The sequence below is a fragment of the Burkholderia sp. BCC1996 genome, assembly GCF_905339955.1.
GTDB lineage: Bacteria > Pseudomonadota > Gammaproteobacteria > Burkholderiales > Burkholderiaceae > Burkholderia.
In genome coordinates this window covers 27,096-47,038 of the sequence record NZ_CAJPHM010000017.1, presented here as the reverse complement: position 1 = coordinate 47,038, position 19,943 = coordinate 27,096, and the positions used below count along the sequence as shown (strand labels likewise).

23 protein-coding genes are annotated in these 19,943 nt (G+C 67.7%); 10 read left to right on the top strand and 13 right to left on the bottom strand.

From position 1 onward, the window contains the following. Positions 1-5 precede the first annotated feature (5 nt). The 3 genes from cysW to U4Z64_RS23890 all read right to left on the bottom strand — a co-directional run bounded on the left by cysW (position 6) and on the right by U4Z64_RS23890 (position 3,021). Positions 6-953, bottom strand: coding sequence for a sulfate ABC transporter permease subunit CysW (cysW, locus tag U4Z64_RS23900; protein ID WP_044843607.1), 948 nt, complete (start codon positions 951-953; stop codon positions 6-8). Continuing rightward, complete coding sequence (gene cysT, locus U4Z64_RS23895) at positions 950-1,849, bottom strand: sulfate ABC transporter permease subunit CysT (RefSeq protein WP_044843608.1); 900 nt, start codon at positions 1,847-1,849, stop codon at positions 950-952. The genes cysW and cysT overlap by 4 nt, the downstream gene beginning before the upstream one ends. A 134-nt stretch (positions 1,850-1,983) precedes the next feature. Beyond that, entirely contained in the window at positions 1,984-3,021 is a 1,038-nt protein-coding gene (locus U4Z64_RS23890) for a sulfate ABC transporter substrate-binding protein (RefSeq protein ID WP_321821265.1), read from the bottom strand. 264 nt (positions 3,022-3,285) lie between these two features. On the opposite strand from U4Z64_RS23890, the gene lexA reads away from it, so the two are divergent. Genes lexA through U4Z64_RS23875 form a run of 3 tightly spaced genes read left to right on the top strand, consistent with a single transcriptional unit; the run spans position 3,286 to position 5,020 of the window. After that, positions 3,286-3,933: a transcriptional repressor LexA gene (gene lexA, locus U4Z64_RS23885; protein ID WP_006754655.1), complete on the top strand. Its 648-nt coding sequence runs from the start codon at positions 3,286-3,288 to the stop codon at positions 3,931-3,933. A 26-nt stretch (positions 3,934-3,959) separates the two neighbouring features. Beyond that, positions 3,960-4,298: a hypothetical protein gene (locus tag U4Z64_RS23880; protein WP_044843610.1), complete on the top strand. Its 339-nt coding sequence runs from the start codon at positions 3,960-3,962 to the stop codon at positions 4,296-4,298. A gap of 29 nt (positions 4,299-4,327) precedes the next feature. After that, positions 4,328-5,020: a DUF2939 domain-containing protein gene (locus U4Z64_RS23875; protein ID WP_321810043.1), complete on the top strand. Its 693-nt coding sequence runs from the start codon at positions 4,328-4,330 to the stop codon at positions 5,018-5,020. A gap of 94 nt (positions 5,021-5,114) precedes the next feature. Here the strand turns inward: U4Z64_RS23875 and U4Z64_RS23870 are convergent, their stop codons facing one another. Further along, positions 5,115-5,612 carry a universal stress protein gene (locus U4Z64_RS23870; protein ID WP_044843612.1) on the bottom strand — a complete coding sequence of 166 codons (498 nt, stop codon included), beginning with the start codon at positions 5,610-5,612 and terminating at the stop codon, positions 5,115-5,117. On the opposite strand from U4Z64_RS23870, the gene U4Z64_RS23865 reads away from it, so the two are divergent. From U4Z64_RS23865 to U4Z64_RS23855, 3 genes are all read left to right on the top strand, one after another. Continuing rightward, on the top strand, positions 5,611-5,775 hold the full coding sequence (locus U4Z64_RS23865; protein WP_185500322.1) for a hypothetical protein: 165 nt from the start codon (positions 5,611-5,613) through the stop codon (positions 5,773-5,775). The genes U4Z64_RS23870 and U4Z64_RS23865 overlap by 2 nt on opposite strands. 164 nt (positions 5,776-5,939) lie before the next feature. Beyond that, the gene (gene nodI, locus U4Z64_RS23860) at positions 5,940-6,854 is read left to right on the top strand and encodes a nodulation factor ABC transporter ATP-binding protein NodI (protein WP_044843613.1); all 915 of its coding nucleotides are present in this window, start codon (positions 5,940-5,942) and stop codon (positions 6,852-6,854) included. A gap of 6 nt (positions 6,855-6,860) precedes the next feature. Beyond that, complete coding sequence (locus U4Z64_RS23855) at positions 6,861-7,694, top strand: ABC transporter permease (RefSeq protein ID WP_321821264.1); 834 nt, start codon at positions 6,861-6,863, stop codon at positions 7,692-7,694. A gap of 69 nt (positions 7,695-7,763) precedes the next feature. On the opposite strand, the gene U4Z64_RS23850 is transcribed toward U4Z64_RS23855, so the two are convergent. The 4 genes from U4Z64_RS23850 to U4Z64_RS23835 all read right to left on the bottom strand — a co-directional run bounded on the left by U4Z64_RS23850 (position 7,764) and on the right by U4Z64_RS23835 (position 11,620). Then, a complete protein-coding gene (locus U4Z64_RS23850) occupies positions 7,764-8,186 on the bottom strand; it encodes a hypothetical protein (RefSeq protein ID WP_044843615.1) in 423 nt (140 codons plus the stop codon). 233 nt (positions 8,187-8,419) lie between these two features. Then, positions 8,420-9,478: a permease gene (locus U4Z64_RS23845; RefSeq protein ID WP_321821263.1), complete on the bottom strand. Its 1,059-nt coding sequence runs from the start codon at positions 9,476-9,478 to the stop codon at positions 8,420-8,422. Continuing rightward, positions 9,475-10,602, bottom strand: coding sequence for a tRNA 2-selenouridine(34) synthase MnmH (mnmH, locus tag U4Z64_RS23840; RefSeq protein ID WP_321821262.1), 1,128 nt, complete (start codon positions 10,600-10,602; stop codon positions 9,475-9,477). Before mnmH ends, U4Z64_RS23845 begins: the two co-directional genes overlap by 4 nt. Positions 10,603-10,666: 64 nt before the next feature. After that, a complete protein-coding gene (locus U4Z64_RS23835) occupies positions 10,667-11,620 on the bottom strand; it encodes a LysR family transcriptional regulator (RefSeq protein ID WP_124485544.1) in 954 nt (317 codons plus the stop codon). Between the two features lie 163 nt (positions 11,621-11,783). Between U4Z64_RS23835 and U4Z64_RS23830 the strand changes: the two genes are divergently transcribed. Both U4Z64_RS23830 and U4Z64_RS23825 read left to right on the top strand, forming a co-directional pair. Beyond that, positions 11,784-13,205: a M20 family metallopeptidase gene (locus U4Z64_RS23830; RefSeq protein WP_321821261.1), complete on the top strand. Its 1,422-nt coding sequence runs from the start codon at positions 11,784-11,786 to the stop codon at positions 13,203-13,205. A 36-nt stretch (positions 13,206-13,241) separates the two neighbouring features. Further along, entirely contained in the window at positions 13,242-14,528 is a 1,287-nt protein-coding gene (locus tag U4Z64_RS23825) for an MFS transporter (RefSeq protein ID WP_044845041.1), read from the top strand. A gap of 97 nt (positions 14,529-14,625) precedes the next feature. On the opposite strand, the gene U4Z64_RS23820 is transcribed toward U4Z64_RS23825, so the two are convergent. Together U4Z64_RS23820 and U4Z64_RS23815 are read right to left on the bottom strand one after the other, a co-directional pair. Then, positions 14,626-15,678, bottom strand: a complete 1,053-nt coding sequence (locus U4Z64_RS23820; protein ID WP_321821260.1) for an NADP(H)-dependent aldo-keto reductase — start codon at positions 15,676-15,678, stop codon at positions 14,626-14,628. 198 nt (positions 15,679-15,876) lie between these two features. Further along, positions 15,877-16,314 (bottom strand): PaaI family thioesterase, encoded by a 438-nt coding sequence (locus U4Z64_RS23815; RefSeq protein ID WP_044845043.1) that lies wholly within the window; start codon positions 16,312-16,314, stop codon positions 15,877-15,879. Positions 16,315-16,483: 169 nt separating this feature from the next. On the opposite strand from U4Z64_RS23815, the gene U4Z64_RS23810 reads away from it, so the two are divergent. Together U4Z64_RS23810 and U4Z64_RS23805 are read left to right on the top strand one after the other, a co-directional pair. After that, positions 16,484-16,966 (top strand): helix-turn-helix domain-containing protein, encoded by a 483-nt coding sequence (locus U4Z64_RS23810; RefSeq protein WP_321821259.1) that lies wholly within the window; start codon positions 16,484-16,486, stop codon positions 16,964-16,966. 417 nt (positions 16,967-17,383) lie between these two features. Continuing rightward, complete coding sequence (locus U4Z64_RS23805; RefSeq protein ID WP_321810049.1) at positions 17,384-18,007, top strand: phospholipase D family protein; 624 nt, start codon at positions 17,384-17,386, stop codon at positions 18,005-18,007. Between the two features lie 178 nt (positions 18,008-18,185). On the opposite strand, the gene U4Z64_RS23800 is transcribed toward U4Z64_RS23805, so the two are convergent. The 3 genes from U4Z64_RS23800 to U4Z64_RS23790 all read right to left on the bottom strand — a co-directional run bounded on the left by U4Z64_RS23800 (position 18,186) and on the right by U4Z64_RS23790 (position 19,881). Continuing rightward, positions 18,186-18,404, bottom strand: coding sequence for a hypothetical protein (locus U4Z64_RS23800; protein ID WP_124485550.1), 219 nt, complete (start codon positions 18,402-18,404; stop codon positions 18,186-18,188). A gap of 434 nt (positions 18,405-18,838) precedes the next feature. Continuing rightward, a complete protein-coding gene (locus U4Z64_RS23795; protein ID WP_321821258.1) occupies positions 18,839-19,312 on the bottom strand; it encodes a VOC family protein in 474 nt (157 codons plus the stop codon). Positions 19,313-19,572: 260 nt separating this feature from the next. Then, positions 19,573-19,881, bottom strand: a complete 309-nt coding sequence (locus U4Z64_RS23790) for a hypothetical protein (protein ID WP_044845154.1) — start codon at positions 19,879-19,881, stop codon at positions 19,573-19,575. Positions 19,882-19,943 lie beyond the last annotated feature (62 nt).

The window sequence follows — 19,943 nt, the reverse complement described above, 5'->3', positions numbered from 1 at the left end:
CCTCTTTACGATTTCGACGAAATGGCGGCGGCGGGGCCGGCATGAGCGGGAACGTCATCGCGTGCGCCGGCCAGTTCGGCGGCGAGGTGACGCTCGGCGAGCAGCTTCAGCGCGAGCGTGACGAGCGCGAGCAGCGCCAGCACCGACGCCACCGCGAACGCCGCCGCGAAGTTGTATTCGTTGTACAGGATCTCGACGTGCAGCGGCATCGTGTCGGTCACGCCGCGGATGTGGCCGGACACGACCGACACCGCGCCGAACTCGCCCATCGCGCGCGCATTGCACAGGATCACGCCGTACAGCAGGCCCCACTTCACGTTCGGCAGCGTCACGCGCCGGAAGATCTGCCAGCCCGATGCGCCCAGCACGCGCGCTGCCTCCTCCTCATCGGTGCCCTGCGCCTGCATCAGCGGGATCAGTTCACGCGCGACGAACGGGAACGTGACGAAGATCGTCGCGAGCACGATGCCCGGCACCGCGAAGATGATCTGCACGTCGTGGCCCTGCAGCCACGGCCCGAGCCAGCCCTGCGCACCGAACAGCAGCACGTAGACGAGGCCCGAGATCACCGGCGACACGGAGAACGGCAGGTCGATCAGCGTCGTCAGCAACGCCTTGCCGCGGAATTCGAACTTCGCGATCGCCCACGACGCGCACACGCCGAACACGAGGTTCAGCGGCACCGCGATCACGGCGACGGTCAGCGTCAGCTTGATCGCCGACCATGCGTCGGGATCCGCGAGCGATTCGAGATAGAAGCCGACGCCCTTGCGCAGCGCCTCGAAGAACACCGCGGCGAGCGGCACGACGAGGAAGAACGCGAGAAACGCCAGCGCGACGCCGATCAGCAGCCAGCGCACGGCGCGCGGCTCGCTGACGGGATCCGGTTGTTTCGCGGCGCGCACGCGCGCGGCGGACGGGTTGTTCAGCACGGCGGTGGACTCCTGGCTCATTGCTGGCCTCCGGCGGCAGTCGCGGCAACGGTGACGGTCGCGGGCGCGGGGCCGCTCGCGCCCTTGCTCGTGCGGCGCTGCAGATACCACTGCAGCGTGTTGATGAGCAGCAGCATCAGGAACGACACGACCAGCATCACGACCGCCAGCGCGGTCGCGCCCGCGTAGTCGTACTGCTCGAGCTTCGTGATGATCAGCAGCGACGTGATCTCGGATTTCATCGGCACGTTGCCGGCGATGAAGATCACCGACCCGTACTCGCCGAGCGCGCGCGCGAACGCCAGCGCGAAGCCGGTGAGCAGCGCGGGCAGCACGGCCGGCAGCACGACGCGGCGGAACGTCAGCCAGCGCGTTGCGCCGAGGCACGCGGCGGCCTCTTCCTGCTCGCGCTCGAAATCCTCGAGCACGGGCTGCACGGTGCGCACGACGAACGGCAGCCCGATGAAGGTCAGCGCCACCAGCACGCCGACCGGCGTGAACGCGATCTTGATGCCGAACGGCGCGAGATACTGGCCCACCCAGCCGTTGGTCGCGTAGACGGCGGCCAGCGAGATGCCGGCGACCGACGTCGGCAGCGCGAAAGGCAGGTCGACGATCGCGTCGACGAGCCGCTTGAACGGGAACGTGTAGCGCACCAGCACCCACGCGACGAGAAAGCCGAACACGGCATTGATCACCGCACCGCCGAGCGCGGAGGCAAACGTCAGCCGGTACGACGCGAGTACGCGCGGCGACGCGACGGCGGTGACGAACTGGTCCCACGACAGCGTCGCGGTCTTCAGAAACGTGGCGGCGAGCGGGATCAGCACCACGAGGCTCAAATAGGCCACCGTGATGCCGAGCGTCACGCCGAAACCGGGCAGCGCGCTCGGCTTGCGAAAGGTGTACGTCGTCATCGGATGCTCTTGCTGGGTCGTTGCTGCTCACGGGTCCGACGCAAACGCCGGCGCGGGGAGTCGCGCCGGCGGGCCGTCGGGGATGCGGCGCGCTGTCGTGGCGCGCCGCTGTCGTTGTGGTTTGCTGCCTGGCGTTACTGCGGCTTGTAGATCGAGTCGAACACGCCGCCGTCCGCGAAATGCGTCTTCTGCGCGTTCGTCCAGCCGCCGAACGTGTCGTCGACCGTGTACAGCTTCAGCTTCGGAAACTGCTTCGTCAGGTCCGCCGGCACGTTCTTCGAACGCGGACGATAGTAGTTGCGCGCCGCGATTTCCTGGCCCTGCGGGCTGTACAGGAAATTCAGGTAGGCCTCGGCCAGCTTGCGCGTGCCCTTCTTGTCGACCACCTTGTCGACCACGGCAACGGGCGGCTCGGCCAGGATGCTCACCGACGGCACGACGATCTCGAACTTGTCGGTGCCGAATTCCTTGATCGACAGGAACGCCTCGTTCTCCCACGCGATCAGCACGTCGCCGATCCCGCGCTGCACGAAGCTCGTCGTCGCACCGCGCGCGCCCGAGTCGAGCACGCCCGCGTTCTTGTAGAGCTTCGTCACGAATTCCTTCGCGCTCTGCTCGTTGCCGCCCGGCTTGTGGACCGCGTATGACCATGCGGCCAGGTAGTTCCAGCGCGCCCCACCCGACGTCTTCGGGTTCGGCGTGACGATCGAGATGCCCGGCTTGGTCAGGTCATCCCAGTCCTTGATCCCTTTCGGGTTGCCCTTGCGCACCAGGAACACGATCGTCGACGTGTACGGCGATGCGTTGTCGGGCAGGCGCTTCTGCCAGTCCTTGTTGACGAGCCCCTTGTTGGCGATCGCGTCGATGTCGTAGGCGAGCGCCAGCGTCACGACGTCGGCCTGCAGGCCGTCGAGCACCGAGCGCGCCTGCGCGCCCGAGCCGCCGTGCGACTGCTTGAAGTTGACCGTCTCGCCCGTCTGCGCCTTCCACGCCTTGCCGAACGCCTGGTTGAAGTCCTGGTACAACTCGCGCGTCGGGTCGTAGGACACGTTCAGGAACGTCGTATCGGCCTGGGCGTGCGTCGCGACGCCCAGCGCCGCCGCCGCGCCCAGCGCGAGTGTTGCGATCAGGCGGCCCACTCCGCCCACCAGCCCCGTATTGCGCTTCGCCATCCTTGGTTCTCCAGTGTTGTCGGTATTGCGATGTCGGGCCAGTCTAGCGAACGGGTTACATGATTAAAAATAATCGTTCCTTATTTTTTAATACTCAAAAGTGCTAACGCAGACGGGATGGACGGTTGAGGCAGATGAACCGGCGTCCGGGCGTCGCGAAATCACGTCGGAACCGGCGCGATCACGTCGAACCTCAAGTAACACTTGAAATTCGCGAAGTACTGTATAAAAATACAGCTCACTGTCTATCCATACAGTTCAGCCATGACCAAACTCACCGCCCGTCAGCAGCAAGTGTTCGACTTGATCCGCCGCGCGATCGAGCGCTCCGGTTTCCCGCCCACGCGCGCCGAGATCGCGGCAGAGCTGGGCTTCAGCTCGCCGAATGCGGCCGAGGAACACCTCCGTGCGCTGGCGCGCAAAGGGGTGATCGAGCTGGCCGCCGGCGCGTCGCGCGGCATCCGCCTGCTCGGCATTGACGACGCCCCCCATCAGTTCACGCTGCCGCATGCCGGCCTGATGCAACTGTCGCTGCCGCTCGTCGGCCGGGTGGCGGCCGGTAGCCCGATCCTCGCGCAGGAGCACATCTCGCAGCATTACGCGTGCGATCCCGCGCTGTTCACCAGCAAGCCCGACTACCTGCTGAAGGTGCGCGGCCTGTCGATGCGCGACGCCGGCATTCTCGACGGCGACCTCCTCGCCGTGCAGAAGCGCACGGAAGCGAAGGACGGCCAGATCATCGTCGCGCGGCTTGGCGACGACGTCACGGTCAAGCGCCTGATGCGCCGGCCAGGCGGCCTCGAGCTGATCGCGGAGAACCCGGATTACGAAAACATCTTCGTCAAGGCCGGCAGCGCGGAATTCGCGCTGGAAGGCATCGCCGTCGGGCTGATCCGCTCGGGCGAACTCTGACAATCGGTCTCGCTGAGGAGAACATCATGGAACGCCTTTCCCGTTTGCTGCCTTTCCGTCAATTCGGTCGCCTGCGTCACCTGCGCGGCCGCACGCCCTGCGCGCCGCTGTCCGCCGCGGCGCCCGTGGTGAGCCAAGAAGTCGCAGTTGAACGGCAGGCGTCGCTGCTGCCCTCAGCGCTTCCCGCCTTCGCACGGGTCTCGCTGAACGCCGGCCTGCACCACGCGGAACCGGCGCGCCGTGCGCCCGTGCGCGTTTATCACGGCCGGTCGCGCCTGATCATGGTCGGGACGATCGATGCCGTGTGCCGGATGATCGATCGCTGCATCGACGAGGAACGATCGGCCACGCACGGCGGTCTCTGATTGCGGAACCTGTCCGCACCGGAGGCATCGTGACTGGATCTTCGGGCCGCGCGTGGCGGCTCAAGCCCCTGCTGATCGTCGCGCTGGCCGTCGCCGTTTTGGTGGCGATCGGCTATGCGTACGCATCGCCGTATGTCGCGCTCGGTCGCCTGAAATCGGCGATCGATGCGCGCGATGCGCAATCGGTCAGCGAATATGTCGACTTTCCGTCGCTGCGCATCAGCCTGAAGCAGCAGGTCACGGAAGAGTTGATGCACCGGATCGACGCGGTGAAGAAGGACAACCCGTTCGCGGTGATCGGCGCGCTGATCGGCTCTGCATTGATCGGCCCGCTCGTCGATGCGTATGCGACACCGGAAGGCGTCGCGGCGCTGATGAGCGGCATTCCCCCGCGCGGTAATCCGGGCGAGCGGCCACCCGAATGGTCGGGCCCGCCGTCAGGCGGTGCGCCTGGCAGCGCATCGGCCGCACCGCCGGCCAATCCGGCGAGCACACCCGTACCGGGCAGCAATGCCTCGGTCGCGTCCGCGCCGGCCCCCGCATCCGCGCCAGCCGGCCCGGGCGACACGCGCCATCCGCAGCAAACGAGCGCCGGCTACCGGAATATCGATGAATTTGTCGTGACCTATCAGCGCAGTGCCGACGGCACGCGCTATGCGGCGATCTTCCACCGCTTCGGCCTGTTTTCGTGGAAGCTGTCCGCGATCGACCTGCACGCGTGAGCGGTCGCGATCGGGATCGATGCCGCTGCGGCGGCAATGGCGAGCGACCGGCGCGGATCGCAGTAACAACCCGGCCGGTCACACGATCACAGTGTCACTTGCCGCTCGCGGTGGCCGCTTCGCGTTCGCGCGCGATCTCGGCCTTTTGCTCTTCCGCTGACGAACACGCGACCAGAATGCTGCAGTTCACGCGATCGAGCAGTTGCGTATTGCCCGACCCCATCCACCATCTCGACAATCCGCTGCGGCACCGATGGCCGACAACGACGAGGTCGGCCTTCAACTCGGTCGCGAGATTCGCGATTTCGTCGATCGGATAACCGAACGCAAAATGGCCTTCGGCCTGGACGCCACGCTCGCGCAGCCAGTTCACGCCTTCCTGCAGGATCTCGCGCGCGGTTTCCTCGAAGCGGCCGCAGGCGACGTCGGTCAGTAGCCCCGCGCTTTGCGCGATGCTCGAGCGCATGTCGACGACCGAGAGCAAATGCGTTTCCGCCTTCAGGTCCAGCGCGAGATTCGCACCGCACCGCAAGGCCTTGCGTCCTTCGAGCGTGCCGTCGTAGCACAGCAGAATCTTGTTGTAGCTAGCCATGAGACCTCCCTATCGCGACAACGTGCCCTATGCACTCATCATGGTGCGCCGCAATTCCGGACGCAAGGGATGGAAAACGCTGATTCGCCACGCGGGGCGCGTCGGCGATGATGCGGTGCACGATCCGTGCGCGCATGCACCGTCGCGCGCGTGCGCGCCCTGAAGAGACGCAGCCGATGCACTAGAATGGCCCGTTCGTGTCCTCGACGTGCGTTCGCCCCGGTCATGCCCATGTGACACGCATTCGCCCGATCCGTTCGCCGAGCGGCATGCCCATCCGGCCGGCCGCGAAACGCGTCCGCGCCTGCCTACAACGACAACCTGCCCATGTCCGTTGCACCGATCGATTTCCGGAACGTCGAAAAGCGCTATGGCGACAAGCTCGTCGTCAACGGCCTGTCCTTCCACGTGCAGGCCGGCGAATGCTACGGCCTGCTCGGGCCGAACGGCGCCGGCAAGACCACGACGCTGAAGATGCTGCTCGGCCTCGTGTATCCCGACGCCGGCACCATTTCACTGTGCGGCGAACCGGTTCCGTCGCGCGCACGGCATGCGCGCCAGCGCGTCGGCGTCGTCCCGCAGTTCGACAACCTCGACCCCGACTTCACGGTCCGCGAAAACCTGCTCGTGTTCAGCCGCTATTTCGGGATGTCGGCGCAGGCTTCACGCGCGCTGGTGCAGCCGCTGCTCGAATTCGCGAAGCTGGAAAACAAGGCCGATGCGAAGGTCGGCGAGCTGTCGGGCGGGATGAAGCGCCGTCTGACGCTTGCGCGCGCGCTCGTCAACGATCCGGACGTGCTGGTGCTCGACGAGCCGACGACCGGGCTCGATCCGCAGGCGCGGCACCTGATGTGGGAGCGCTTGCGTTCGCTGCTCGCGCGCGGCAAGACGATCCTGATCACCACGCATTTCATGGAGGAAGCCGAGCGCCTGTGCGACCGGCTGTGCGTGATCGAGGAAGGCCGCAAGATCGCCGAAGGCGCGCCGCACGCGCTGATCGAATCGGAGATCGGCTGCGACGTGATCGAGATCTACGGGCCGGACCCGGTCGCGCTGCGCGACGAGCTGACGCCGTTCGCGAAACGCACCGAGATCAGCGGCGAGACGCTGTTCTGCTACGTGAGCGATCCCGAGCCGCTCAGCGCCCGGCTCAAGGGTCGCACGGGATTGCGCTATCTGCATCGTCCGGCCAATCTGGAAGACGTGTTCCTGCGGCTCACGGGCCGCGAAATGCAGGACTGATCGATCATGGACGCACGCAACTATTCCGCCGCCGCGCCGTCCGCACCGCCACGCGAATCACGCTTCGCAGTCGCGCTGCCCGCGAATGCCACCAACTGGATCGCCGTGTGGCGGCGCAACTACCTCGTGTGGCGCAAGCTCGCGCTCGCGTCGCTGTTCGGCAATCTCGCCGATCCGATGATCTACCTGTTCGGGCTGGGATTCGGGCTCGGCCTGATGCTCGGCCACGTCGACGGCGTGTCGTATATCGCGTTCCTCGCGGCCGGCACGGTCGGCTCGAGCGTGATGATGTCCGCGAGCTTCGAGTCGATGTATTCGGGCTTCTCGCGGATGCACGTGCAGCGCACCTGGGAAGCGATCATGCACACGCCGCTCGCGCTGGGCGACATCGTGCTCGGGGAGATCGTCTGGGCGGCGAGCAAGGCGCTGTTGTCGGGCGTCGCGATCATGCTCGTCGCGGGCCTGCTCGGCTATGCGCGCTTTCCGTCGATGCTCGCGGCGCTACCCGTGATCGTGCTCGCCGGCCTCGCGTTCGCGAGCACGGCGATGATCGTCACCGCGCTCGCGCCGTCCTACGACTTCTTCATGTTCTATCAGACGCTCGTGCTGACGCCGATGCTGCTGCTGTCGGGCGTGTTCTTCCCGATCACGCAGTTGCCGCCGATCGCGCAGCATGCCGCGCACGTGCTGCCGCTCGCCAACGCGGTCGAACTGATCCGGCCCGCGATGTTCGGCCGGCCGGCGACGGACGCCGGCCTGCATCTCGCGGTACTCGCCGGTTATGCGGTCGGCGGATTCATCGTCTCCGCATGGCTGTTCCGGCGGCGCATGATGCGCTGACGGCCGGCGCGCACGGCGCGCCGGCTCGCTGCGACGAAGTGGCGAAGTGGCGACGAAGCGGCGGCGGCGTTACTCGTCGTCGTCGCTCCACGGAATCTCGACGTCGGTCAGGAATGCGACGGTCGCCAGCGGGCCGCCTTCGTGGCGGCCGAGCTTGCCGTCCGCGCGGTGCCATTCGACGCGGAACTGCGTACCCGGATCGTCGGCAACCAGATAGACCGCGCGCAATTCTTCGGCGTCGGCTTCGTCGACCGGACCGTCGAACGACACCAGCATCTTCTGCGGCCACAGGCCGTTTACCGGATCGTAGATGCGGTCGCCCTGCGGAATCTCGATGCTGGCCTCGACGCCGATCGTGGCGGAGGCTTCGATGATCATCGTGCCGAGCGCGTTCAGCACGGCAGTCGCCCGCGCGGAATTGGCCTGGCGGATCGCGAGATCGCCACGTGTCAGCGCCTTTTCGAGTCGAGGATGAATCTTCGGTTGGGTCATGCGTTTTCCTGTTTGCTTCTTGTAAAGGGCACCGCGCGCTTGAGGCGGCGGCGCCGGATGAATACGACGGTCATGCGACGGGACCGGTCGGCGCGGGCCGCAGCCCGCAGCGGCCACCAACGCAGGGTCCGGTCGCCGGCAGCCGGGCATGTCGTGCCCCGCTGCGTCGATCGGCCACGCGAGCCGGACTTGTCCGGCCGTCGCGCCCGCTCGCCGTCCCGTCCGCGAGTCCGTCAGAACCCGAATGCGATCGCGAGCAGCCCGCTCACGATCCCGAACACGACGACGAGGCCCGTGACGATCGCCAGCATGTAAGGCTTGAACGACCGCGCGAGCATCGCGAGCGACGGCACGCTGATCGGCGGCAGCGTCATCAGCAGCGCGGCGGCCGGGCCGACGCCCATGCCGAGCGACAGCATCGCCTGGATGATCGGCACTTCACCGGCCGTCGGGATCACGAACAACGTCCCCGCGACCGCGAACGCGATGATCCAGCCGAGATGGTTGCCGATGTCCGGGCCGATATGCGGGAACAGCCACGCGCGCGCCGCGCCGAGCAGCAGCACGAGCACGATGTATTCGGGCACGAGCCGCATGGCCATGCGTGCGAGCAGCTTCATCCAGCGGACGAACGGATTGCCCGCGGCAGCCTGTTCGGCCACCAGCGCGGCGAGTTGCGCGTCGTCGATACTGCGGTCCTCCGGACGCGCGATGCGGTTCAGCAGATAGCCGATCCCGAACACCATCGCGATGCCGAGCACGAGCCGCAACGCGCTCCAGTGCCAGCCGAGCACGAAGCCCATGAACACCAGCGCGGCCGGATTCAGCACCGTGTTGCCAAGCCAGAACGCGACCGCGCCGCCCGGCGACGCGTGCCGCGCACGCAGGCCCGCGACGACCGGCGCCGCGCAGCACGTGCACATCATGCCCGGCAGCGACAGCAGGCCGCCCGCGGCGACACTGCCGAAGCCCGTGCGGCCGAGCACGCGCGCGACCCAGTGCGCGGGCAGCAGCGCCTGCACGGCCGATCCGAGCAGCAGGCCGAGCACCATGGCCTGCCAGATCGCCTTGCCATACGCCCATGCGTAGTCGAGCGCCGCCTTCAGCGACGGCTCGGGCGCGCTCGCCGACGTGCCCATCAGGATCGACTGGCCGATCGAATGATGCTCGGCGGCGACGAACGCCTTGTTGTAGTACGGGAACCATTTCACGTAGAACAGTCCCGCGACCGCGATCAGCAGGAAGGTCAGCCAGCCGAGCGCCGGACTGGGTTGGGTGCGTGTGGTCGTCATCGTGCGGTGGTCGTAGGGTTGTGGTCGGTGTCGGCTCGCGCCGCCCCGCCGGCGGCGGGCGAGGCCGGCAGCCCGGCCTGCGCGAGCGCGTCGAGCAGCGCGCGCGCCTGCTCGCGCCCGTCGGCCGCATTCGGCCGGAAAGTGAACGCCAGTGCGCGGTTCGGCTTGTTGTACGTGGCGCGGTAGGTGCGCGCATAGGCGGGATCGTAATGCTTGTCGATCAGTTCGGTGAACAGCTCGGCCCGCGCGTCGGCATCGATCAGCGCATGCCAGTGCGCGACCTCGTCACGGCTGTGCAGGCCGATCAGCCGATTGAGCTGCGCCTTGAACGCGGCCGGCTCGTCGAACAGGTGGGCATAGTCGTCAAGGAGAAACGCGATGCGTTCGTCGTGCGCCGCCTCGACCTGCACCCACGGCCCGGCGTGAAACGCGTCGATCAACGCGATCGGCAGGTGCACGAGCCCGATCCTGCGGCTTTCCGATTCGACGAACACAGGCCATTCGGGGTCGAAACGCCCGAGTGTCTCGACGAGCCCCGAATCGAAGCCCTTCTGCGACGGCTGCGGCTTGCCCGGCAGCGCGCCGAGCAGCGAGCCGCGATGGCGCGCGAGCGCTTCGAGATCGAGCGTCTGCGCCCCTTCGTCGCGCAGCGCGTTCAGCAGCCGGGTCTTGCCGCAGCCGGTATGACCGACGAGCGCGATGTAGCGAAACCGCGTCGGCAGCGTGTCGAGCGTCGCGCACACCGAGTGGCGGTACGCCTTGTAGCCGCCGTCGAGCTGGCGCGCCTGCCAGCCGATCAGGTTGAACCAGGTCGTCATCGAACCCGAGCGCTTGCCGCCGCGCCAGCAGTAGATCAGCGGCCGCCAGTTGCGCGGACGGTCTGCAAACGTGGTGTCGAGATGGCGCGCGATGTTGCGTGCGACCATCGCCGCGCCGACGCGCGTCGCTTCATACGGCGACACCTGGCGGTACATCGTGCCGACGATCACGCGCTCCTCGTTGCTGAGCACGGGCGCGTTCAGCGCGCCGGGGATGTGATCCTCGGCGAATTCGAGCGGCGTGCGCACGTCGATGATCTCGTCGAACTCGCCGGCGCGATCGAGGGTGACAATCAGGTTCTTCAATTTGGCGTCGAACAGGGGCGATGCGGCTCGGCGAGCCGCACGGGCACGGAAGGCGGATTCGCGATTATCTCACGCCCGGGCGTCCCGGGCCGCGCGCGGCAACCGGGGGCGGCGACGCGGCGCTCATCACGTCGATCAGATGGTCGCGAAACGCACGCACCGACGCGGGCAGATCGCGCCCCGCCATGGTCTGCACCTGGATGCTGCGCTCGCGCAGCTGGGGGTTCGTGACGGGCACGACGACGAAGCCGTCCGCGTCGAAGCGGTCCCGCACCGACAGCAGCCCGGTGAACATGACCGCACCGGTACGCTGCGCGTAGCGGTACATCACCGCGGTGTTGTTGCTGGTCAGTTCCGGCTCGAGCATGAGCCCGTCGAGCACGCACGCGATGTCGATCAGCTGTCGCACCGTCGTGCCGGCCTCGGGCAGCACATGCGGGTGCCGGGCGACATCGGCGAGCGACACCGAATCGCGCGCCGCGAGCGGATGGTCGCGCCGCACGAGCGCGAAGACCGGCGCACGCTCCGTGTGTTCGACGCGTACGCCCTGCTCCGGCGCCAGGCTGAACGTCAGCCCGATGTCGGCATCGCCGTCGCGCACGCGCCGCGTCGCCTCCGCCGGCGACACGACCCACACCGAGAAATCGACGCCCGGGTGGCGCGCCTTGAAGCCCGCGAGCGCACCCGGCAGGAAATCGATCGCGAACCCTTCCGAGCAGGCGACCTTCAGCAGGCTGCCGTGCAGCGCCTCCAGCCCGCCGATTTCCTTCATCACGTGCTCGGCCTCCAGCAGGCTGCGCTGCGCGAAGCCCAGCAACCGTTCGCCGGCCTCCGACAGCGCCATCCCGCGCGGCCGGCGCTCGAACAGCGGCGCGCCGAGCTCGCTTTCGAGCTTCGCGATCTGCCGGCTGATCGCCGAGACGGCCACGTGCAGCCGCGCCGATGCGTCGCTGATCGACCCGGTGCGCGCCACTTCGACGAAATACCGCAGCGCAAGACCATGCAGGAAAGCCGCCATCGTTCCGTCCCCGGGCCCGTCGCCCAGGCCGCTCCGCTTTGCCTTTTCGGCAAAGAAATGTTCGAAATTCGATCATTGTGACAAAAAAAACGGCTTCCTAGAATCGATCGCACTCCCGGTCGTGCGCGCCGCGCCCGCCGGAAAACCGATACAGGAGACCGTCTTGAGCCGTACCGCCGCCATCCAGCACGCGCTGAACCAGTTCGAATCGGGCGCGTTCTTCACGACCCTGAGCCGCCGCGTCGGCCTGCGCACCGAAAGCCAGGACAGCGGCTCGGGCGCCGCGCTGCGCGCCTACCTGACCGACGAGATCGCACCGGAGGCCGCGCGCCTCGGCTTCACGTCGCGGATCGTCGAGAATCCGGCCGACGGCGGCGGCCCGTTCCTGCTGGCCTCGCGCCACGAGGACGACGCACTGCCGACCGTGCTGATCTACGGCCACGGCGACGTCGTGCGCGGCTACGACGCGCAATGGCGCGCGCCGCTGTCGCCGTGGACACTGACCGTCGACGGCGATCGCTGGTACGGCCGCGGCAGTGCCGACAACAAGGGGCAGCACACGATCAACCTGGCCGCGCTGGCGAGCGTGCTCGCCGCGCGCGGCGGCCGGCTCGGCTTCAACGCGAAACTGCTGATCGAGATGGGCGAGGAGACGGGGTCGCCGGGCCTAGACGCACTGTGCCGCCAGGAGCGCGACACGCTCGCGGCCGACGTGCTGATCGCGTCCGACGGGCCGCGCGTCACCGCCGAACGCCCCACCGTGTTCCTCGGCTCGCGCGGCTCCGTCAACTTCAAGCTCAGCCTGCGCGTCCGCGACGGCGGCCATCACTCGGGCAACTGGGGCGGCCTGCTGCGCAACCCGGCGACCGTGCTTGCGAACGCGCTCGCAAGCCTCGTCGACGCGCGCGGCGCGATCCGCGTCGCGGGGCTGCGCCCGCCGCCGATCCCGGCCGCCGTGCGCGCCGCGCTCGCCGACCTGTCCGTCGGCGGCGGCCCCGGCGACCCAGCGCTCGACGCCGACTGGGGCGAACCGGGCCTCTCCGCCGCCGAGCGCGTGTTCGGCTGGAATACGTTCGAGATCCTCGCGTTCAAGGCCGGCAATCCCGACCATCCGGTCAATGCGATTCCACCCGTCGCGTATGCGCACTGCCAGCTGCGTTTCGTGGTCGGCACCGACTGGGAGGCGCTGCATGCGCACCTGCGCGCGCATCTGGATGCGCACGGCTTCGCCGACATCGAGATCGACGTCGAACGCGGCGCACCGGCGACGCGCCTGCCGCCGGACGATCCGTGGGTCCGCTGGGCCGTCGCGTCGCTCGCGCGCACGACCGGCAAGAAGCCCGCGATCCTGCCGAACCTCGGCGGCACGCTGCCGAACGAAGTGTTCGCCGACACGCTCGGGCTGCCGACGCTGTGGGTGCCGCACTCGTATCCGGCGTGCTCGCAGCACGCGCCCGACGAGCACCTGCTCGCGAGCGTCGTGCGGGAAGGACTGCAGATGATGGCCGGCCTCTTCTGGGATCTCGGCGACGCCGCGCCGCCCGTTCGCCGCGCGGCACCCGCCGCGGCCGGCGCCGCCCTGTAACGCGCTTCGCCCCCCTTTCTCGGGACTGCTCACACGATGAATACGACCACCCTGACCTCGCAGGACGCCGCGCGCCCCAGCACCGCGAAGATCCGCCGCATCATCTTCGCCGCGTCGATCGGCAATGCGCTCGAATGGTTCGACCTGATCGTCTACGGCTTTTTCGCGGTGACGATCGCGAAGCTGTTCTTCCCCGCGACGAGCGAGGCGACCTCGCTGCTGCTCACGCTCGGCACGTTCGGGCTGTCCTACCTGATCCGGCCGATCGGCGGCTTCGTGCTCGGCGCCTACGCGGACCGCGCGGGCCGCAAGGCGTCGCTGCTGCTGTCGATCGCGATGATGATGGCCGGCACGCTGCTGATCGCGCTGATGCCGACCTATGCGTCGATCGGCATCCTCGCGCCGCTCGGGATCATGCTGTCGCGGCTGATGCAGGGCTTTTCCGCCGGCGGCGAATTCGCAAGCTCGACCGCGTTCCTCGTCGAACACGCGCCGCAGCGGCGCGGCTTCATGTCGAGCTGGCAGTTCGCGAGCCAGGGTCTCGCGACGCTGCTCGCATCGGGCTTCGGTGCACTGCTGACGTCGACGCTGAGCACCGCGCAACTCGAAAGCTGGGGCTGGCGCGTGCCGTTCCTGTTCGGCCTCGCAATCGGCCCGGTCGGGCTCTACATCCGCCGCTACGTCGACGAAGGCATCGAGTTCAAGACGCAGGCGCGCTCGGAAGCGCCCGTGCGCGAACTGTTCGCGGACCAGAAGATGCGCGTGCTGCTGTCGATCGGCGTGCTCGTGATCTCGACCGCGATCAACTACATGGTGCTGTACATGCCGACGTATGCGATCAAGCAGCTCGGGCTGCCGGCATCGACGGGCTTCGCGGCGACGCTCGCGACCGGCTTCGTGCTGACGCTCGTCACGCCGCTCGTCGGCCACCTGTCCGATCGCACCGGACGGATCCGCGTGATGGCGGCAGCCGCCGTACTGATGCTCGTCACCGTCTGGCCGACGTTCGCGTGGCTCACGCATCACGCGTCGTTCGCGACGATGCTCGCCGCGCTGATCTGGATCGGCCTGCTGAAGGCGACGTACTGCGGCGCGCTGCCGGCGCTGATGGCCGAGCTGTTTCCGTCGCAGACCCGTGCGACCGGTCTCGCCGTCAGCTACAACACGGGCGTCACGCTGTTCGGCGGCTTCGCGCCGTTCGTGATCACGTGGCTGATCAGCGCGACCGGCAACCGGCTGTCGCCGGCGCTGTACCTGATCGGTTGCGCTGTGTTGAGCCTCGTCGCTCTGCTGGTCGCGCGCACGCGGCTCGGGATGCGCTGACCGCGTTCACGAAGGAAACGACGGCGCGGCAATGCGCGCCTGATGCGGCCCGTCGCGCCATCCGTGCCGCACCGGCCGCGCGCCATTTACGGTGACGTTACGGCGCCGGATTCGGCTGCAGCTCGTGCAGCGCGTCGATCTCGGCGAGGATCTCGTCGGACAGCTTCACGCCGATGCTGCCGATGTTCTCCTTCAGTTGCGCGAGCGACGTCGCCCCGACCAGGTTGCTGCGCACGAACGGCCGGCTGTTGACGAACGCGAGCGCGAGCTGCGCGGGCGACAGCCCGTGGCGCTGCGCGAGCGCGACGTAGCGCGACGTCGCTTCGACCGCCTGCGGCTTGCTGTAACGCTGGAAGCGCTCGAACAGCGTGATGCGCGCGCCGGCCGGACGCGCGCCGTTCTCGTACTTGCCGGACAGCCAGCCGAACGCGAGCGGCGAATACGCGAGCAGGCCGATGCCGTCGCGATGCGTGAATTCGGACAGGCCGTTCTCGAACGTGCGGTTCAGCAGGCTGTACGGATTCTGGATGCTCGCGATGCGCGGCAGCCCGAGCTTCTCGGCCGCGCGCAGGAACTGCGCGACGCCCCACGGCGTTTCGTTCGACACGCCGATCGCGCGGATCTTGCCGGCCTTCACGAATTCCGCGAGCACGCCGAGCGTTTCCTCGATCGGCACCGTATACGCATCGTCGACCCACGGATACGCGGCGCGGCCGAACGTCGTCGTGCTGCGATCGGGCCAATGCAGCTGGTACAGGTCGACATAATCGGTCTGCAGGCGCTTGAGGCTGCCGTCGAGCGCCTCGGTCAGGTTCTTGCGGTCGAACTGGTTGCCTTCGCCGCGAATATGGCGCGGATTGTGCGGCTGCCGCGCCGGGCCCGCGATCTTCGTCGCGAGCACGATCCGGTCGCGCTGCGCACGATGCTGCGCGAGCCAGGTGCCGATGTACTGCTCCGTGCGGCCCTGGGTATCGGGCTTCGGGGGGACCGGGTACATTTCCGCGGCATCGATCAGCGTGACGCCCTGCCCGAGCGCGTAATCGATCTGCTCGTGCGCGTCGCGCTCCGAATTCTGCTCGCCCCACGTCATCGTGCCGAGACCGATCAGGCTGACCTCGATGCCCGAATCGCCGAGTGTGCGGTATTCCATGCTGTTCCTGTCGCGTCAGTGGAAAGCAGAAACGCTATCACACTGAAGCGAATGCTTCAGATGGCCGATGCGTTCACTTACAGGCGGCCTTCGATGTGCGTTCAGCCCTCGCCGATACGGATACGGCCGCCTTCGCGCGCGTCGTCCGGTGGATGGCGCCGGACGGCCGCGCCGGGCGTAACGACGCCACGCCTCCCGTTACTGCGGCCGCTGAATGAAGCAGGTCGCCGATGCATGCGCGACGATCTTGTCGTCCGGCGTTTTCAGCGTGCCTTCGGCGACGCCCAGCGAACGCGACAGGTGAATCACGCGCCCTTCGGCGATCAGGTCGACGTCGCGCGGCACGGGACGCAGCATCTTCACGTGCAGGTCGACCGTGCCGTAGCCGACGCCCGCGTCGAGCATCGAATGCACCGCGCAGCCCGTGACCGAGTCGAGCACCGTCGCGGCGAATCCGCCGTGCACGCCGCCGAGCGGATTCAGGTGCCGGCCGTCCGCCCGCGCGGAAAACTTCACGTAACCGAGCTCGACGCCCAGCGGCCGCATCGGGATCGTCTCCGAGATCGACGCGAGCGGCACGTCGCCCGCCGCCGCCGCGCGCAGCAGCTCGAGACCGGACAGGGAAAGCGGATTCATCGGTTTGTCTCCTGATTGAACGCGCGTCGCCGCGCGAGTAAGTTCCAAATTGGAACTGATTATTGACAAGCGCGCCAGGCTTGTCAATGCAGCCGGCGCCCTGTGCAACCGAAGCTCAGTTCTATAATCGAACCCGCTCCTTCGCTGAACCGTCGCACGAGACTCGATCATGAAATGGGATGACATCGGTACGCTGAACTGCTCGGTCGCGCGCACGCTTGCCGTGCTCGGCGATCGCTGGACCATGCTGATCCTGCGCAACGCCTTTCTCGGCTGCCGCCGCTTCGATGCATTCCAGACGCAGCTGGGCCTCACGCGTCACGTACTGGCCGAGCGGCTCGCGCGCCTCGTCGACGAGGGCGTACTGGTCAAGCGCGCGTATCAGGAACGCCCGCCGCGCTTCGAATACCGGTTGACCGAAAAAGGCCTCGACCTGTACCCGGCCCTGCTCGCGCTGATGACCTGGGGCGATCGTTGGAAGGACGACGGCCAGGGGCCGCCGGTGCAATTGCGCCATCGCACCTGTGGCCAGCTGATGCATGCGGTCGCGGTGTGCTCGGCGTGCGGTGAGCCGCTCGACCCGCGCGACGTGCAGCCGGAACCCGGGCCCGGCTGGGTCGCGCACGAGGTGGCCGGAACGCACGATGCGTGACGCGTCGCGCTGAGCGCCGGTCGTACGCACATGGGTACGCCCATGACAGCGCGGCGCGGCCATCACGCGTGCGCGTGTTGCATGCGTCTTCGCTCGACGCGCATCGTTCGTGTTGCCGCGCCCTGCCTGCCGTTCCCGTCTCGTCGATCGCACGCCGCATTGACCCTGCGCCCGCACGTGCGTGCCGTTCGTCACGCTGGGACCGTGCCGTCTGCGCACACACGCGCACCGCATCGACTTCCGTCACCCGGCACGACCGCCGAGCCGATGCAGGCGCGGCGCGGCATGATGAACATCACCACGTCGAGCGCTGCAGACAGCCATCCAGCGTCTTCCATTCACATCCGGGCGTGACCGCGCCGCCGTGTCTGCGTTACACTCACGGCCCGCTGTCTCAAAAAAGATTCGCTGTCCAAGATGTTGTCGCGCAAACGCCTCGCCGCCGCCTGCCTCGCTGCTTCCCTCCTCGCCACACCCTTCGCCGCCTTCGGCAAGACGCACAACGAATCGCTGCTGCAGCAGGCGTTCGACTTCATCGCGCAACTGCTGCCGACCCCGACCCATGAAGCGCCCGCCACGCAGGCCGTCGAATCGGCGTTCTCACCCGATGGCGGTGCGGAGGCACTCGTGCTGAAGGCAATCGGTGCCGCGCGCACCTCGATTCGCGTGGCCGCCTACTCGTTCACGTCGCCGCCCGTCACGCGCGCGCTGCTCGCCGCGAAGCGACGCGGCGTGAACGTCGCGGTCGTCGTGGACGACAAGGGCAATCGCGCGAAGAGCAGCAAGCAGGCGCTGAACCTGCTCGTCAACGCGGGGATTCCGACGCGCACGATCGACGCCTATGCGATCCACCACGACAAGTACCTCGTGATCGATGCCGAGCACGTCGAGACGGGCTCGTTCAACTACAGCGCTTCGGCAGCCAGCCGCAATTCCGAAAACGTCGTCGTGGTCTGGAACAATCCGCAACTCGCGTCGCGCTACCTCGCGCATTGGCAAAGCCGCTTCGACCAGGGCACGCCGTACCGCTCGTCGTACTGACGCTTCGCCGCCCGCGATCACAGGCGCCGTTCGCGTGCGACGCGGCCGACGCGCGCCGTCGTCGCACATCCGCGCCGTGGTGTCGTCAATGATCGGCGCGCATTGCATGGCGATCAACCTGGCCGAATGGCCTGCACACAGGACATGACGGCGCCGCGATCGCTGGAATCGGTTGAAATCAATGGATGTCGGGCGAGCGCTCGGCGATCTGCGTGGCCGCGACGCACCGGCCGGCATGCGCACGCGCATCGCTTGCCGAAGGCTTCGGCCGATCGCGCGTACCGCCAGGCAACGCGTCGAGTACGCAGTCGGCACTGAAGGTCAACGTGTTCTGGACCATCGGATAGAGCAGATACAGCGCCAACGCGAGATACCCCGCGTACAGGATTCGAACCATGGTGCGTTAGATGAACGATTGATCTTGCCCTGTTTACGGCATCACGTCGGACAGCTTGAGCACCGGGCGTCGAATTGCATGGCCGGCAGCAACGCACGACGCGTGAAGCGTCCGTGTCGCATCGACACGGCTACAACGCGTGGTGGCAGCACGATGGAGCATGCGTGATGCTGCTCGACGGGCGCTCGTCGAGCGTTGCGGTATCGACAGAAGCGAAGCACGCCGCCCGGCTTGCGCGAGCGCCGAGCGACATACGATCCCGCGCGGCATCGCGCGGTCACCGACCGGCTCGGATCGGCCGATCGGCACAGGTACGAATCCGCGGACAAGCAGCGAAGCAACGCCGCCGGCACCTGAACGCGGACGAGCCGCGCGCCGATACGCGCGGCCATGAGCCACGTTCAGTCGCGTTCAACCGGATTCGCCCGGCCCGGTCAGGCTCCGCACGGCGGCGCGCTCGCCATCGCTTCCGCGATCTGCTCGGGCGTCAGGTCGCGCTGGTGGGTCGCGATCGACCAGCGATGGCCGAACGGATCCTCCACTTGCCCATAGCGATCGCCCCAGAACATGTCGGCGGCCGGCATCGTGACTGTCGCGCCGGCCGCGACGGCCTGCGCGATCGCCGCATCGGTGTCCCGCACGAACAGGTGCAGGCAGACCGGCGTGCCTTTCAGCGTCTTCGGCCCGAGTGCGCCGTGCTCCGGCATTTCATCCACGAGCATCAGCGTCGAATCGCCGATTGCGAGGCATGCGTGCGCGAGCCGGCCGTCCGGGGTCGGCAGGCGGAACCGTTCGGTCGCGTTGAACGCGCGCTTGTAGAAGTCGATGGCTGCGACGGCGCCGGCGCAGATCAGATGCGGCGTCAGCGTGCGCATCCCTTCCGGGATCGGATTGACGGATGTGGTCATGGGTGTCGCTCCTTCAGTCGGTGTCGTGTCGGAAATCGGGACGGACGCACGATGCGCACGCCTCCGATGCTACGACGGACGGACTCGACGGAAATCGACACGCCGGACGACATTTTTTTATTCGCGACAGGCGCCGGAACAGGTTCGGCCCGACAACGCGCGAGCATCAGGCAGGGGGCGACGTCCAATGGGGCGATCGCGCATCCGGGCATGGCCTCGTGCGCGATGGCACGGCTCGCGGAACAGGCGCCGATCGCCGCTCAGATCTGCGGAAGGTCGCGCAACGTGCGCGACTCGCTCGTCGCATCGATGTCGAGTTCGATCCCCTCCGACGCGTCGCGATACAGCACGCGCTTCAGCCGCGGCCCCACCGCTGTGCCGTCCGCTTCGTCAAATACGGCGCGAACGTCGTTGCCGGCCGCGAGCGCACGTGCCACTTCCGCCACCGACGCCTCGCTCGGCGTCGCCGCCCAGGACCGGTCCGCCGGATTGACGGCCGCCCAGCGCACGTGCGTCACACGCGCACTGCGCACATCGATTCGGACACCATTCACCGCGAACATCGACATCGGAATCTCCTTCGAAACGGTTGCGGCCGGGCGAACGCCCGACGATGGAAACCGGCGATGGC

Excerpts from the sequence above, each read along its gene's own strand:
- cysW (WP_044843607.1), bottom strand. The coding sequence starts at position 953 with ATGAGCCAGGAGTCCACCGCCGTGCTGAACAACCCGTCCGCCGCGCGC.
- cysT (WP_044843608.1), bottom strand. The coding sequence starts at position 1,849 with ATGACGACGTACACCTTTCGCAAGCCGAGCGCGCTGCCCGGTTTCGGC.
- U4Z64_RS23890 (WP_321821265.1), bottom strand. The coding sequence starts at position 3,021 with ATGGCGAAGCGCAATACGGGGCTGGTGGGCGGAGTGGGCCGCCTGATC.
- lexA (WP_006754655.1), top strand. The coding sequence starts at position 3,286 with ATGACCAAACTCACCGCCCGTCAGCAGCAAGTGTTCGACTTGATCCGC.
- U4Z64_RS23880 (WP_044843610.1), top strand. The coding sequence starts at position 3,960 with ATGGAACGCCTTTCCCGTTTGCTGCCTTTCCGTCAATTCGGTCGCCTG.
- U4Z64_RS23865 (WP_185500322.1), top strand. The coding sequence starts at position 5,611 with ATGAGACCTCCCTATCGCGACAACGTGCCCTATGCACTCATCATGGTG.
- U4Z64_RS23870 (WP_044843612.1), bottom strand. The coding sequence starts at position 5,612 with ATGGCTAGCTACAACAAGATTCTGCTGTGCTACGACGGCACGCTCGAA.
- nodI (WP_044843613.1), top strand. The coding sequence starts at position 5,940 with ATGTCCGTTGCACCGATCGATTTCCGGAACGTCGAAAAGCGCTATGGC.
- U4Z64_RS23855 (WP_321821264.1), top strand. The coding sequence starts at position 6,861 with ATGGACGCACGCAACTATTCCGCCGCCGCGCCGTCCGCACCGCCACGC.
- U4Z64_RS23850 (WP_044843615.1), bottom strand. The coding sequence starts at position 8,186 with ATGACCCAACCGAAGATTCATCCTCGACTCGAAAAGGCGCTGACACGT.
- U4Z64_RS23845 (WP_321821263.1), bottom strand. The coding sequence starts at position 9,478 with ATGACGACCACACGCACCCAACCCAGTCCGGCGCTCGGCTGGCTGACC.
- U4Z64_RS23835 (WP_124485544.1), bottom strand. The coding sequence starts at position 11,620 with ATGGCGGCTTTCCTGCATGGTCTTGCGCTGCGGTATTTCGTCGAAGTG.
- U4Z64_RS23825 (WP_044845041.1), top strand. The coding sequence starts at position 13,242 with ATGAATACGACCACCCTGACCTCGCAGGACGCCGCGCGCCCCAGCACC.
- U4Z64_RS23820 (WP_321821260.1), bottom strand. The coding sequence starts at position 15,678 with ATGGAATACCGCACACTCGGCGATTCGGGCATCGAGGTCAGCCTGATC.
- U4Z64_RS23815 (WP_044845043.1), bottom strand. The coding sequence starts at position 16,314 with ATGAATCCGCTTTCCCTGTCCGGTCTCGAGCTGCTGCGCGCGGCGGCG.
- U4Z64_RS23810 (WP_321821259.1), top strand. The coding sequence starts at position 16,484 with ATGAAATGGGATGACATCGGTACGCTGAACTGCTCGGTCGCGCGCACG.
- U4Z64_RS23805 (WP_321810049.1), top strand. The coding sequence starts at position 17,384 with ATGTTGTCGCGCAAACGCCTCGCCGCCGCCTGCCTCGCTGCTTCCCTC.
- U4Z64_RS23800 (WP_124485550.1), bottom strand. The coding sequence starts at position 18,404 with ATGGTTCGAATCCTGTACGCGGGGTATCTCGCGTTGGCGCTGTATCTG.
- U4Z64_RS23795 (WP_321821258.1), bottom strand. The coding sequence starts at position 19,312 with ATGACCACATCCGTCAATCCGATCCCGGAAGGGATGCGCACGCTGACG.
- U4Z64_RS23790 (WP_044845154.1), bottom strand. The coding sequence starts at position 19,881 with ATGTCGATGTTCGCGGTGAATGGTGTCCGAATCGATGTGCGCAGTGCG.